Consider the following 13690-nt stretch of genomic DNA (forward strand, 5'->3'; position numbering starts at 1 on the left):
TAGGGTTCGTCTGTAACTCGACGATGACGGAGAGCAGGAGAAGGTCAGGCCAGCTTCAATCCGACTAGGGTTCGTCTGTAACTGCTCGCCCACTCGAGGATCGCCGCGCGCGACTCGCTTCAATCCGACTAGGGTTCGTCTGTAACGGTGCCCGGTTCAGGGCACACAGCCCGTCGTACCGGGGCGTGACACAAAGTGTTTCCGTCGACCTGCGATCGACCCCGTGCCCCCGGGGGGTCGACGACGGATGCGGTGGTATCCGACGCCTCCCGGAGCTACAAGCCGGGCCCACTCCACAGTCTCCGTATGCGTGCATACGAGCTGCGAGAGCACGACCCGGATTTCGAGGGCTTGACGATCACGGATCGGGAGCGTCCCGAGCCCGGTCCCGGGGAGGTGCTGGTCCGCATCGAGGCGGCGTCGATCAACTACCGCGATCTCGCGATCGCGGCGACGGAGTTCGGCTATCCGGGCGAGGAGTATCCGATGATTCCGCTCTGCGACGGCGCGGGCGACGTCGTCGGGGTCGGCGAGGGCGTCGAGCGCCTCGAGGCGGGCGACTCGGTCGTCGCACCGTTCTTCCCCGACTGGGTCGACGGTCCCGGAACGCCGGAGAGGACGCAGGTGGCGACGGGCGGGAATCGATCGGGGACGCTCGCGGAGTACGCGGTCTTCCCGGCGGACGCGACGCCGAAGATGCCGGAGTCGCTGGACTACGCGGAGGCGTGTACGCTCACCTGCGCGGGGCTGACGGCGTGGACGGCGCTCGTCGAGCACGGCGACCTCACGGGTGGCGAGAGCGTGCTCTGTCTCGGGACGGGCGGCGTCTCGACGTTCGCCCTGCAGTTCGCGGACGCGATGGGCGCGACGCCGGTCGTCACCTCGTCGAGCGACGCGAAACTCGAACTCGCGGAGACGCGTGGTGCGGACGTGACGATCAACTACGAGGAGAGCCCGGAGTGGGACGAGTCGGTGCTGGAGGCGACGGACGGGGTCGGCGTCGATCACGTGGTCGAGGTCGGCGGCGCGGGCACGCTCGAGCGCTCGCTGGAGGCGGTCCGGTACAACGGCGAGATCCACCTCATCGGCGTGCTCTCGGAGCCGAACGCGGAGGTCGCCCCGCGGCCGATCCTCGAGAAGGCGTGTCGCGTGCGGGGCGTGAGCGTGGGGAGTCGTGCGGCGTTCGACCGGATGGCGCGCGCCATCGATGCGAACGGGATCGAGCCGGTCGTCGATCGGATCTTCGACTTCGAGGACGCCGCGTCGGCCTACCGCTACGTCTGGAACGGCGAGCACACGGGGAAGGTCGTCATCGACGTCTGAGCTAGTCGAGCGTGCGCTCCATCTCGAATGCGAGGGCGCGCTCCTCGGTGATGGCGAAGTCGTAGTGCTGGTAGAGTGAGACGGCGGGCGTGTTGGATTTCTCGACGTGGAGCCAGACGGTCTCGACGCCGTGTGCGGCGCCGTAATCGAAGAGCGTGTCCATCGTGTGCGTGCCGACGCGCGCGCCCTGATAGTCCGGTTGGACGAAGATCGCGAGTTCGTGGGCGTCCCCGTCGGGGACGAGGACGGCGTGCGCGACCGGCGTCTCGTCGTGGCGGACGAGGACGTGGCGTGCACCGAGGTCGCCGAGTCGGTCGAGCCACGACCGGATGGCCTCGGGACCGGTGGGTGGCAGTCCCTGCGCTCGGTCGTCGAATCCGAACGTCCCGTACATCCCGGCGAGTGCGTCGACGGCGGACTCGGCGAGCGTTCCGTGATAGCCCGCGATGTCGAGGGCGCGACCCTCGCGGTCGGTGACGGCGGCGACGCGAACGCCGTCGCCATAGATAGTTGACGAACCGGCACCGATCTCGGAATCGAGGGTACTTTTCGACATCTCTTTCTCATATTCCTGTACGTACGCATCATACAAATAGCTTTTTCCCAACGCGATCACACGGGATATTGAGCGCAGGTCGGCGGCGAGTCGCCCACATACAAACGGTGGGCGATCGAATCCGGACGTATGTCGACACTCGATCTCCTGATCGGTTCGAGCACCGGCCAGCACGTCGTCGTCATCGGCACGCTCGTTCTCTACGGCTACCTCGCCGTGCGACGCCCGGACACCGCGCGCGAGGCGGCCGAGCGCGGTGCGAAGACTCTCGTCGGACTCGCGACGCTCGTCCTCGCCGCGCTCCTGTTGGCGAGCGCCATCGGCGAACTCCTCCCGCGGGAGGCCGTCGCCGGTCTCGTCGGGCACGCGGCCGGCGCCTCCGGCATCGTCCTCGCCGGTCTCATCGGTGGCGTCCTCCCCGGCGGCCCGTACGCCGTCTACCCCATCATCGCCGAAGTCGCGAACAGCGGCGCGGGGTTGGCGGCCGTCCTCGCGCTACTCGTCGGCTACGGGGGCATCGGCCTTCTGCGCGTCCCGTACGGTCTCGTCTTCTTCGAGACCCGGATCGTCGCCGCGCGCGTCGCCATCGGTCTCGGCGTCACGCTCGCGTTCGCCGCCATCGCCGCGGTGGTGATCGGCGCGTGAGCCGCCTCGGCACCCTGATCGGCGACTCGTGGAGCCAGCGCGTCGTCGTCCTCGGCACGCTCGCCCTCTACGCCGGTCTCCTCGTCACCGACCCCGGCGTCGCGCGGGCGAGCTTCGAGGGCGGTCTCTCGACCGTCGTGCATCTCGCGACCACCATCGTCGCCGCGTTCTTCCTCTCCAGCGCCATCGGCCAGCTCCTCCCCGAAGACCGCCTCGGCGAGATGCTCGGCGCGTCCGCGAGCGTCCACGAGGTCGTCGGCGCCGGCTTCGTCGCCGGTCTCGTCCCCGGCGGCCCGTACGCCGTCTACCCCATCATCGACCGGATGCGCGAACGGGGCGCGGACACCCCCGCCGTTCTCACGATGCTCACCGGATACAGCCTCATCAGCGTCGGGCGCGTCCCGTACGGTCTCGTCTTCTTCAGCCCGCACATCGTCGGAATCCGGCTCCTGATCGCCGGCACCGCGACGGTCGTCGTCGGCGTCGGACTGTTCGCACTCGGCGCGGCCCGGCGCGAGTCGTAGCCCGGCCCGCCGCCTCCCCGACGGTTTTCCGACGCGCCACCGAAGAGCGCGTATGCGCGGACACACGAACGGAGGCGTCGCGGGATCCGGAGCTGATCCACTCGCGGGCCGCACCGCACTCGTCACCGGCGGTAGCCGCGGCATCGGCCGCGCGATCTGCGAGGCGCTCGCGGTGGCGGGCGCGGACGTCGCGGTCAACTATCACGAACGCGCCGACGCGGCCGCCGAGACCGTCGTCGCCGTCGAAGAGGCGGGGTGTCGCGCGACGGCCGTGCGGGCCGACGTGAGCGAGCGCGATGCGTGCGCCGAGCTGATCGCGTCGGTCGAGGACGACCTCGGCGAGATCGACGTGCTCGTGAACAACGCCGGCATCGGGCGCACGCTCGCCCCCGCGGAGGTCACGCGCGAGGAGTGGGACGACCACCTCGCGACGAACCTCACGGCGGCCTTCGACCTCACGGACGCCGTCCTCCCCGGGATGCGCGAGCGCGGCTGGGGCCGGATCGTGAACGTCACGTCCGTCGCGGCGCGAAACGGCGGCATCGTCGGCCCGCACTACGCCGCCTCGAAGGCCGGTCTCATCGGGCTGACACGGGGGTACGCGAACCAACTCGCCGGCGACGGAGTCACGGTCAACGCGCTCGCGCCCGGTCTCGTCGAGACGGACATGGTCGCCGCGACGACCGCGGAACCCGAGGACGTCCCAGTCGGGCGCTTCGGCCGCCCCGAGGAGGCCGCGGCCGTCGTCGCGCTCTTCGCGACGAACGGCTATCTCAACGGGCAGACCGTGAACGTCGACGGCGGCATCCGCTTCGACTAGGCGGGCGACGTGTCGAGAGAAGGAATGACGGGTAGCGAGCGATCAGACCGCGAGGTAGGACGCGATGGCGTCCTCATCCTGCAGTTCGTCGGACCCGATCTCGTCGACGATGCGGCCTCGTTCCATCGCGTAACACCGATCTGCCATGTCCTGAATCGCGCCGAGGTTCTGCTCGACGAAGAGGACGGTCGTGCCGAGGTCGGCGTTGAGATCCCGGAGGTTTTCGCTGATCTCCTCAACGATGGACGGCTGTACCCCCTCGCTGTGTTCGTCGAGGAGGAGGAGGTCAGGATTTCCGACGAGCGCGCGACCGATGGCGAGCATCTGCTGTTGCCCACCGCTCATCGTTCCGGCCTTCTGGTCGCGGCGCTCTTCGAGGATCGGGAAGTACCGATACACCTCGTCGTAGAGGTCGTGGTCGCGTTCCCGGTTCACGCTCTCCCCGATGAGGAGGTTCTCCTCGACCGTGAGCGACGGAAAGACGTCGCGCCCCTGCGGGATGTAGCCGATTCCGACGTTGGCGCGCTCGTTCGCGTTCGTCCCGGCGAGATCCTCCCCCTCGTAGCGGACGACGCCCGATTTGGGTTCGAGCAGGCCAATGATTGCCTTCATCAGTGTCGATTTCCCCGCGCCGTTCTTCCCCATGACGCCGACAATCTCGCCGTCGTTGACAGTGAGATCGACGTCGCGGAGGACGAGCGTCGTGTCGTACGCCGCCGAGAGCTCCTCGCATTCGAGCACCGGTGGCACGCGTCACTCACCCCCCAAATAGATTCGACGGACTTCGTCGTCGGCGCGGATGTCCTCGATTGATCCCTCGCGGAACACCTGCCCCCCGTGGAGCACCGTCACCTCGTCGGCGATTTCAGCGACGAAGTCGATGTCGTGCTCGATGACGATGAACGCGATACCGTCCCCGTTCAACTCGGTGACGAGATCGGCGACCTCACGGCGTTCCTCCAGCGACAACCCGGCAACGGGTTCGTCGAGCAACAGCAAGTCTGGTTCGAGTGCGGCGGCCATCCCGATCTCTAAGCGGCCCTGTTGGCCGTGGGAGAGTTCGCCGGCCGGCGTGGTGGCGCGTTCGGCGAGATCGATCCGCTTGAGTCCGTCGAGGATGGCCTCGTCGAGATTATCGTCGCCGTGGGTGCGTTGGACCGAGAGGCGCATGTTCTCGTAGGCGGTGAGTTCGTCGAAGACGGACGGGACCTGAAACTTCATCCCGATGCCGAGATCGACACGATCGTTCGGCCGCAGATCCGCGATATCCTCGCCGTCGTAGTAGATGGCGCCGCTCGTCGCGTCGTGTCGGCCCGTGATGAGCTTCAGGAGCGTCGACTTCCCTGCGCCGTTCGGGCCGATGAGACAGCGGAGCTGGCCCTCATCGACACTGAAGTCAACGTTATCAATGGCGGTGAATCCTCCGAAGCGTTTCGTGAGCCCGCTCGTCTGCAAGAGGGTATCGGTGCCCGGCCCGGTCGCGGCGACCGGGGGCGACTGTCGACCGGCCGCGTCGAGGGCCGTCTGCGATTCTTCCGTAGAGTCGGTGTCGGTAGCGGTGTCAGTAGCGGTCATACTATTCTGGTGTCCCATCCGGAGAATCGGGAGTCGTTTCGGAGCGATCGCGAACGTTCAGTAGCGCGACGTTGAGCCGCGGAATGACGCCCTCCGGGACGAAGAGGATGGCGAGTAGCAGGACGGCGCCGACGATCACCATCGCGTACTGGCTCCCCGTCGCGGAGAGCTGCTGGCGGAACCACTCGATGACGACCGTCGCGACGACGGCGCCGAGCAGCGAGCGGCGGCCGCCGACGGCCACCCAGACTACTGGAATCGAGGCGAACGTGATGCCGAAGACGGAGGGACTGACGTAGTTGCCCCACGTGGCATACAGCACGCCGGCGAACCCGGCGAGCGCGCCCCCGAGTCCGAACACGAGTAGTTTGATCCGTCGGACATCGTATCCCAGCATCTCGGTGCGGTCCTCGTCCTCGCGCGTGGCGACCATCGTGTAGCCGAACCGCCCGTTCACGAGCGCGCGGAGTCCGAGGTACACGACGAGGAGGGCGATGAGCGTGAACCAGTAGAACGACGAGCCGTCGAGGACGACCGATGCGTCGCCGACACTGAAGGTCAGGCTCGGAATGGCGGGGATCCCGTTGAATCCTCCGAGTGCGACGGATCCGACCGTCCACTCGCTGCCGGCCGTCTGGGCCATGAAGGTGTTCATCACGATCGAGACGACCAGCGTGAGGATCGTGACGTAGACGTCGCGAACCTCGCCATAGAACATGAAGTAGCCGAGGACGAGGGATGCGATCGTCGCGACGGCGACCGAGATCGGGAGGGCCAGCATCGTCGTCAGCGTGCTCGAGAGGTTCATGCTGATGAGCGCGAACGAGTAGCCCGCGATACCGAAGAACACTACCTGCCCGAAGCTCAGGATCCCGGTGTACCCCCAGATGATGGAGAGCGAGAGACCGAGGATCGCGTAGAGCAGGTAGAGGGCGGCGCTCGACGCCGCATATCCGCCGAACCCGATCGGGTAACCGAGGAGCGCAAGGACGACGACGACGAAGCCGATCCAGAACCGACGGGTGTTCCCGATCGTGTTCGGGCCCTCGAAGGGCCGGCAGAGCCGATCGAAGGTGTCACCGATCCCCATCTCACTCACCCTCCATTCTGTTGCGGACGTCCTCGACGAGTCCCGTCAGCCCGTTCGAGAGGAGCCGAATGACGACGATGGCGGTGAGAAGCATCGCGATCTGTCCGAAGAACGTCCCGTAGAGGTTCGTAAACAGCGCGTCGATGACGCCGAGGAGGCCACCGGAAAGCGTCGTTCCGAGCAGGACGGATGGCCCGCCGATGACGACAGCGACGAACGCCTCAACGAGGAACGACGATCCCATGCCGGGGACGACGGTGAGCGTGGGCGCGTACAATGCACCGGTCAGTCCGGCGAGAGCGGATCCGATGACGAACGTCGACGTGTACATCCGATCCGTGTCGACGCCGAGGGCGCGCGCGGTGTCGGGATCTTGAATCGTCGCCCGAGCGCGGATCCCGAACTCCGTCCGCGTGAAGAGGACGTACAGCCCGGCGAGAACGGCGAGTGCGACGACAGAGAGGACGACGCGGTACGTGGAGTAGGAGAACTCCCCGTAGGCGATCGTGCCGAGCGGTGTCGAAATCTGCGGGATAGAGTTCCCAAGGGCGATCCGCACCCCCTGCGTGAGGATAAGTCCGATCGCCCACGTGGCGACCATCGAGTCGAGCAGCCGATCGTAGAGGCGACGGATGATCGTCCGTTCGAGGACGAACCCCATCACTGCCGTCACGAGGACGCCGATTACCATGGCGAGGGGGAGCGGCACGCCCGCGTTCGCGGACAGCGTCGTACCGTAGGCACCGATCATGATGAACTCGCCGTGGCCGAGATTGATGACCCCCATCATCCCGAAGATGACGGCGAGACCGACGGCGGAGAGCACGATGAAGGCGAAGTTGTCCGCGAATAGGAACAACAGATTGAGGGGGTTCATTCTCTCGTGGCGTCGGCGGCCTCGAAGTAGTCGGCCGGGACGTACTGCTTGGTCTGGTCGTTCTCCCGGAGGTTGACGCCGACGGTGTCGGAGAGGAACTGCTCGGGGATCTTGTGTTCCTCCATGACGTGGATGTCGTGGTTCTCGTCGCAGCGGAAGACGCGCATGTCGTGGGTCATGTGGTGAACCTTCCCCTGCAGTGAGATGTCCCCCTCCGGCGCCGAGACGTCCATCCCCTTCTCCAGTTCGGCGATGATATCCTCTTGATTCGTCGAGCCTACGGATTCGGCAGCCTGCGCGTACATCTTGATCGAGAAGTAGTTGTTGACGCATTCCTCGTTGACATAGGGCGCGTCGGGGTACTTCTCGTAGTACCGATCGACGAAGTCCTGATTTCGGTCTGTCGGGACTTCCTGCATGTAGTTGAACCCACCGTAGACCCCCTTCATCGCGGGCGGATCGAGGCGCTTGTGCTGATACCCCTGCGCCATCACGGTCGATGTTCCGAACGGGAGGTCGAGACCCGCAGAAGTGCGTTGGTTCCAGAACGACGTGTGGTTCGCGCCGACGAGCAGCGCCATCACGAAGTCGGGATCCGCATCCTGAATGTTGTTGATCGTCGAGCCGAACTGGGAGACGGAGAGTGGAATGAACTCTTCACCGATGACGTTCGCGTCGTGCTCGTTCGCGAGCACGCGGACCCAGTCGGCCGAGATCTGTCCGAAGTTGTAGTCGGCGGCGATCGTGTAGATGTCAGTCCCGAACTCATCGATCAGGTAGGGCATGACCATCCCGAGCTGCTGGCGTGCCGTCGCGCCCATACAGAAGGTGTAGGAGTCGGCAACGCCCCCCTCGTACTGGGTCGTGTAGAAGTAGAGCTGTTCGTTCTGGTCGATGATGGGTCGGATCGCCTCTCGGGTCGCCGAGGAGTAGCCCGCCCAGAGCGCGTCGACCTGCTCTTCGTTGATCGCCTGCCGGGTGAGCTGCTGGTAGCGCTTATTGTCGGATTGGGGGTCCGGCGCGAAGGTCTCGATCTGCTTGCCGAGAATCCCGCCGTCGTCGTTAAGTTCGTCGATTGCGAGCATGCTCGCGTTGTACTTCGGCGTCCCGTTGAGCGCGAAGTTCCCGGAGCGGTCCTCGAGGATGCCCAGCGTAACGGTATCCTTGCCACCGCTGCCACCGCCGCCAGTCAGGCAGCCAGCGAGCGCGGCGCCGGCGACCGTGCCACCGGTCGCGAGGAACGAGCGACGTGAGGGTCCGGACCGGCCGTCATTCATCCGAGACACCGAGATAGCGTACAGACACATTCGAAAACGCGATTCTATGCTTGTATCGAGCTTTAATTCCGCCAGATCCTGCGTACCTGTCCATGTTTGTCGACATGCTTCCGGATCAGATGCATATTGAAAAGGGTTTCCTATCGGTAGCCACGTATTATACAATCAGGATTAAATTCTTTAAGGACAGAGTAAGATACTCAGAATAAGCAGCGGTTCGGTCAGATGCGTCGATTCTGACGGCATGGCCGCTCATGATCGCTGCACCGAGCCGCATCGTGTACTCGCAGTTCGTGATTCGTGGACGGTCTCCTGTTACTGGCGTGCAAGTATTGTCTTCTGTGTCGTATCTTATTAGGATCTGGCTAGAATCGGTTCGTAGCATGGAGACTGTGGATACCAGCGAGTCTATCGGGGCGAGTCGATGAGCGAGCGCCTCGTCCCGGGGGAGATCGTTCCCGGCGAGGGCGACGTGACGATCAACGAGGGGCGGGAGACGGCGACCGTGACGGTCGCGAACACGGGCGATCGGCCCGTGCAGGTCGGGTCGCACTTCCACTTCTTCGAGGCGAACGCCGCGCTCGCGTTCGACCGCGAGGCCGCGTTCGGGATGCGCCTGAACGTCCCCGCGGGCACGGCGGTCCGCTTCGAGCCGGGCGACGAGCGGGATGTCGATCTCGTCGCGATCGGCGGGAAGGGGCGCGCGCACGGGATGAACGGGCTGGTGAACGGGAGCGTCACGGTCGATCCCGCGGCGGCGCTCGAACGCCTCCGCGACGCCGGGTTCGCCGACACGGGTGCGGGTGATGCCGAGTGACACGCGACGTCTCCCGCGAGGCGTACACGGAACTGTACGGGCCGACGGTCGGCGGACAGGTGCGGCTCGGAGACACCGACCTCCGCGTCGAGGTCGAGGAGGACTACCGGACGCCGGGCGACGAGGCGGTCTTCGGCGGCGGGAAGACCGTCCGTGATGGGATGGGGATGGCCCCGGGCGTCACGCAGGCCGAGGGCGCGCTCGACTGGGTCATCACGAACGCCACGATCCTCGATCCCGTCCTCGGCGTCGTCGCGGCGGACATCGGCGTCCGGGACGGCCGGATCGCCGGTATCGGCAACGCCGGCAACCCCGATACGATGGACGACGTCGACATGGTGATCGGCGCGTCGACGGACGTCTACCCCGCCGAGGGGAAGATCGTCACGCCGGGCGGGCTGGACATCCACATTCACTTCAATTCCAGCGGGCTCTACGAGCACGCGCTCGCCTCGGGCATCACGACGATGCTCGGCGGCGGCTACGGCGGTGGTGCGGCGACGACGACGACCGGTCCGGAGAACATCGAGCGCTTCCTGCAGGCGGCCGAGGAGTGGCCGGTCAACGTCGGCTTCTACGGGAAGGGGAACTCGAGCGAGCCGGCGGCGCTCGTCGAGCAGTTAGAAGCCGGCGCGTGCGGGCTGAAGATCCACGAGGACTGGGGCGCGACGCCGAGCGTCATCGACACCTGCCTCAGCGTGGCCGACGAGGAGGACGTGCAGGTCGCGATGCACACGGACACCCTGAACGAGACCGGGTTTCTCGAGAACACCGTCGAGGCCATCGACGGCCGGACGATCCACCTCTTCCACATCGAGGGCGCGGGCGGCGGACACGCCCCGGACATCATGGAGGCCGTCGGCGACCCGAACGTCCTCCCGTCGTCGACGAACCCCTCGATGCCGTACACCGAAAACACGTTCGACGAGCACCTCGACATGGTGATGGTCTGTCACCACCTGAACCCGGACGTCCCCGAGGACGTCGCGTTCGCCGAATCGCGCATCCGCGCGGAGACCATCGCCGCCGAGGACGTCCTCCACGATACGGGCGCGATCTCGATGATGACGAGCGACTCGCAGGCGATGGGCCGGATGGGCGAGGTCGTCTCGCGGACGTGGCAGACCGCGCACAAGATGAAGACTCAGCGCGGGACCCTGCGCGAGGACGGGCCGGCCGACAACGAGCGCGTGCTGCGCTACCTCGCGAAGTACACCGTCAACCCCGCGATCGCCGCGGGCATCGACGACTACGTCGGCACGCTCGAACCCGGCAAAGTGGCGGACTTCGTCCTCTGGGACCCGGCGTTCTTCGGGAGCAAGCCACACGTGACGTTCAAGGGCGGGTTCCCCGTCTACGGCGAGATAGGCGAGTCCAACGGCTCGCTGATGACCTGCGAGCCAATCATGCAGCGCCCGCGCGCCGGCGCAGTCGGGAAGGCGAAGAACGCCGTGTCGTTCACCTTCGTCAGCCCGGCGGCCAAGGAGCGCGGCGTCGGCGAGGCGTACGGGCTCGACACGGAGACGATCGCCGTCTCCGGGACGCGGACGCTCGGGAAGAGCGACATGGTTCGCAACACGACCCGGCCAGACGACATCGAGATCGACCCCGAGACGTTCGAGGTGCGCGTCGACGGCGAGCACGTCACCTGCGAACCCGCGGAGGAACTGCCACTCACCCAGCGGTACATGCTATGAATCTCACGCCGAAGGAACGCGAACGGCTCACGATCTACACGGCGGCACAGCTCGCGCGCGACCGCAAGGAGCGCGGCGTGAAACTCAACCACCCGGAGGCGATCGCGTACATCTCCGATTGGATCTTCGAGGGCGCGCGCGAGGGGAAGGACGTCGCGGAACTCCGCGCCGGCGCGACCGGGCTGCTCGGCCGCGAGGACGTCATGGAGGGCGTCCCGGAGATGATCGACATGGTGCAGGTCGAGCCGATGTTCCGCGACGGCACGAAGCTCGTCACCGTCCACGATCCGATCCGGACGGACACCGCGCGCGAGGTGGGGAGCGAATGAGCGCCGACGGGCGCCTCACCCACCGCGACGTCGCGACGGTGGGCATCGGCGGTCCCGTCGGCTCCGGGAAGACGTCGCTCATCAGCGAGGTCGTCCCGCGTCTCCGCGAGGCCGGTCTCGACGTCGGCGTCATCGCGAACGACATTCTGACGCAGGCGGACGCGGACGCCCTGCGCGAGCGCTTCGCCGGCGTGGTCCCCGAGGACCTCGTCGCGGGCGTCGAGACGGGCGCGTGCCCGCACACGGGCATCCGCGAGGACCCGTCGATGAACCTCCGGCAGATCGACGAGTTCGTCGAGGCGCACCCCGAACTCGACCTCGTCATCGTCGAGAGCGGCGGCGACAACCTCGCGGCGACGTTCGATCCCGAGCTCGCCGACTACTCGCTCTACGTCATCTCCGTCGCGGAGGGCGACGACATCCCGGCGAAGCGCGGTCCCGGCGTCGTGAGCTGCGACCTCCTCGTCGTGAACAAGACGGACCTCGCGCCGCACGTCGGCGCGGACCTATCGAAGATCGAGCGCGACGCCGCGGCCGTCCGCGACGGGCCGTACGTCCTCACGGACTGTCGCTCCGAGACCGGCGTCGGGGACGTCATCGACCACGTGCGCTCGGAGGTGCTGTTCGCGTAGATGGCGACGGAGCGAGCGCCCGAGGCGGGCGCGAACGCCACGAAGGAGGAGCGCGCCACTCCTCGCGATCCCGTACTCGCGCACGCACGTGACCTCCCGCCGACGTTCGAGACCTACGACCGGGAGTCACTCCCGCAGGTCGGCGTGGGATCACCGGGGAAGGTCGGCGAACTGGAGGCGACGTTCGCGACGGACGCGGACGGGAGGACTCGTCTCGTCGCGGACTACGCGCGCGTCCCCTATCACCTGAGCGGGACGCTCGATCACGACGTCGGACGTCCCGAGTTCTCCTCGGCCTACGTGCAAAGCCCGACAGGGGGCGTCGCACAGGGCGACCGGAACCGCATGCACGTCACCGCTGAAGCGGACGCCCGCGCGCACGTCAGCACGGGGAGCGCGACGAAGGTGCTCTCGATGGACGCGAACTACGGGCGCGTCGACGCGTCGTTCGTCGTCGATGACGGCGCGCACCTCGAGTACGTCCCCGAACAGACCATCCTCCACCCGGACGCGCGCTACTGCGGGGAGACGGCGGTGACGCTCGGGCGCGACGCGAGCGCGATCCTCACGGACGTCGTCGTCCCCGGCCGTCTCGCGCGCGACGAGGCGTTCGACTTCGAACGGTATTACGCGCGCACGACCGTCGACGGCCCGGACGGGCGCATCCTCGCCGACACGACGCACCTCGCGCCGGACGACCCGCACGCGGATCCGCGGACTGCGGGCGTCCTCGGCGACTACGCCGTGCTCGGGACGTGCTACGTGGCGACGACGCGCGACGTCGATTCGGGGACGCTGAGCGACCGCCTCGTCGACCGCATCGCCGACGGGCCGGCGCGCGCGAGTGCATCGACGCTCCCCCTCGACGGCGGGGCGGTCGTCCGCGCGCTCGGCGACCGAGCGGACGACGTGCGCGCGGCGCTCGACGCCGCGTGGGACGAGGCGAGTCGCGTCCTGCTGGACGCGCCGGCGCCAGACCAGCGCAAATACTGATCAGTTTCATGGAACTCTACGACAGCTCTCTCGGGAACGCGAACAGGGACGACGACCTCGCGTCGCGGGTGGAATCGGAGGGCGCGCGCCGACTGACGCTCGACGAGACGACGCGACGGCGTTCGCGCTTCCGCACGGAGGCGGACGACGGCACGGACGTCGGCGTGATCGCGGCGGACGCTGGCGGGCTCGAACCCGGCGACGTCCTCGCGGGCGCGGAACACGACCGCCTGCTCGTCGTCGGTCTCGCGGAGCGCGAGGCCATCGTGATCGACGTGGGGGGAGCGACGGCCACCGGCGAAACGCTCGCACTCGCGGCGAGACTCGGACACGTCGTCGGCAACCGCCACCGCGATCTCGCCGTGCGAGGGGCGGAAATCCTCGTCGCCGTCGAGGAGTCGGTCGATCGCCAGCACGACGAGATCGAGCCGCACCTCCCGGAGGGCGCGACAGTCACCACGGAGGACGTCGATCCGACGCTGTTCGACGACGCGACGCCCGACCACGAGCACGCACACGACGGCGAGCACGCGCA

16 protein-coding genes are annotated in these 13690 nt (G+C 67.1%); 10 read left to right on the forward strand and 6 right to left on the reverse strand.

All coding sequences use genetic code 11. From position 1 onward, the window contains the following. Window positions 1–306: 306 nt before the first annotated feature. Window positions 307–1323: a zinc-dependent alcohol dehydrogenase family protein gene (locus AOZ13_RS10990; RefSeq protein WP_020221087.1), complete on the forward strand. Its 1017-nt coding sequence runs from the start codon at window positions 307–309 to the stop codon at window positions 1321–1323. 1 nt (window position 1324) lies between these two features. Here AOZ13_RS10990 and AOZ13_RS10995 read toward each other — a convergent pair whose 3' ends face one another. Next, window positions 1325–1879 (reverse strand): GNAT family N-acetyltransferase, encoded by a 555-nt coding sequence (locus AOZ13_RS10995; RefSeq protein ID WP_020221088.1) that lies wholly within the window; start codon window positions 1877–1879, stop codon window positions 1325–1327. Window positions 1880–2008: 129 nt separating this feature from the next. On the opposite strand from AOZ13_RS10995, the gene AOZ13_RS11000 reads away from it, so the two are divergent. Genes AOZ13_RS11000 through AOZ13_RS11010 form a run of 3 tightly spaced genes read left to right on the forward strand, consistent with a single transcriptional unit; the run spans window position 2009 to window position 3868 of the window. After that, the gene (locus tag AOZ13_RS11000) at window positions 2009–2524 is read left to right on the forward strand and encodes a hypothetical protein (protein WP_020221089.1); all 516 of its coding nucleotides are present in this window, start codon (window positions 2009–2011) and stop codon (window positions 2522–2524) included. Further along, a complete protein-coding gene (locus AOZ13_RS11005) occupies window positions 2521–3048 on the forward strand; it encodes a permease (protein ID WP_020221090.1) in 528 nt (175 codons plus the stop codon). Before AOZ13_RS11000 ends, AOZ13_RS11005 begins: the two co-directional genes overlap by 4 nt. 52 nt (window positions 3049–3100) lie before the next feature. After that, the gene (locus tag AOZ13_RS11010; RefSeq protein WP_020221091.1) at window positions 3101–3868 is read left to right on the forward strand and encodes an SDR family NAD(P)-dependent oxidoreductase; all 768 of its coding nucleotides are present in this window, start codon (window positions 3101–3103) and stop codon (window positions 3866–3868) included. A gap of 42 nt (window positions 3869–3910) precedes the next feature. Here the strand turns inward: AOZ13_RS11010 and AOZ13_RS11015 are convergent, their stop codons facing one another. The 5 genes from AOZ13_RS11015 to AOZ13_RS11035 are packed head-to-tail and all read right to left on the reverse strand — an operon-like array spanning window position 3911 to window position 8687. Continuing rightward, window positions 3911–4609: an ABC transporter ATP-binding protein gene (locus tag AOZ13_RS11015; RefSeq protein WP_020221092.1), complete on the reverse strand. Its 699-nt coding sequence runs from the start codon at window positions 4607–4609 to the stop codon at window positions 3911–3913. Between the two features lie 12 nt (window positions 4610–4621). After that, window positions 4622–5443 (reverse strand): ATP-binding cassette domain-containing protein, encoded by an 822-nt coding sequence (locus AOZ13_RS11020; protein ID WP_020221093.1) that lies wholly within the window; start codon window positions 5441–5443, stop codon window positions 4622–4624. Between the two features lies 1 nt (window position 5444). After that, window positions 5445–6533, reverse strand: a complete 1089-nt coding sequence (locus AOZ13_RS11025; RefSeq protein ID WP_020221094.1) for an ABC transporter permease subunit — start codon at window positions 6531–6533, stop codon at window positions 5445–5447. A 1-nt stretch (window position 6534) separates the two neighbouring features. After that, on the reverse strand, window positions 6535–7410 hold the full coding sequence (gene urtB, locus AOZ13_RS11030; RefSeq protein ID WP_020221095.1) for an urea ABC transporter, permease protein UrtB: 876 nt from the start codon (window positions 7408–7410) through the stop codon (window positions 6535–6537). Next, window positions 7407–8687 carry an urea ABC transporter substrate-binding protein gene (locus AOZ13_RS11035; RefSeq protein ID WP_020221096.1) on the reverse strand — a complete coding sequence of 427 codons (1281 nt, stop codon included), beginning with the start codon at window positions 8685–8687 and terminating at the stop codon, window positions 7407–7409. Before AOZ13_RS11035 ends, urtB begins: the two co-directional genes overlap by 4 nt. 424 nt (window positions 8688–9111) lie before the next feature. On the opposite strand from AOZ13_RS11035, the gene AOZ13_RS11040 reads away from it, so the two are divergent. The 6 genes from AOZ13_RS11040 to AOZ13_RS11065 all read left to right on the forward strand — a co-directional run. Then, a complete protein-coding gene (locus AOZ13_RS11040; protein WP_020221097.1) occupies window positions 9112–9504 on the forward strand; it encodes an urease subunit beta in 393 nt (130 codons plus the stop codon). Continuing rightward, on the forward strand, window positions 9501–11201 hold the full coding sequence (gene ureC, locus AOZ13_RS11045) for an urease subunit alpha (protein ID WP_020221098.1): 1701 nt from the start codon (window positions 9501–9503) through the stop codon (window positions 11199–11201). Before AOZ13_RS11040 ends, ureC begins: the two co-directional genes overlap by 4 nt. Continuing rightward, the gene (locus tag AOZ13_RS11050) at window positions 11198–11530 is read left to right on the forward strand and encodes an urease subunit gamma (RefSeq protein WP_020221099.1); all 333 of its coding nucleotides are present in this window, start codon (window positions 11198–11200) and stop codon (window positions 11528–11530) included. Before ureC ends, AOZ13_RS11050 begins: the two co-directional genes overlap by 4 nt. Continuing rightward, window positions 11527–12162 (forward strand): urease accessory protein UreG, encoded by a 636-nt coding sequence (ureG, locus tag AOZ13_RS11055; RefSeq protein ID WP_021780601.1) that lies wholly within the window; start codon window positions 11527–11529, stop codon window positions 12160–12162. Before AOZ13_RS11050 ends, ureG begins: the two co-directional genes overlap by 4 nt. Next, window positions 12163–13155, forward strand: coding sequence for an urease accessory protein UreD (locus tag AOZ13_RS11060; RefSeq protein ID WP_021780602.1), 993 nt, complete (start codon window positions 12163–12165; stop codon window positions 13153–13155). Window positions 13156–13163: 8 nt separating this feature from the next. Then, window positions 13164–13690 (forward strand): urease accessory protein UreE (locus tag AOZ13_RS11065; protein WP_049934086.1); only part of this gene is annotated, 527 nt, incomplete at its 3' end.

Origin of the sequence: Halarchaeum acidiphilum MH1-52-1 (genome assembly GCF_000474235.1) — an archaeon.
In the GTDB taxonomy this organism is placed as follows: domain Archaea; phylum Halobacteriota; class Halobacteria; order Halobacteriales; family Halobacteriaceae; genus Halarchaeum; species Halarchaeum acidiphilum.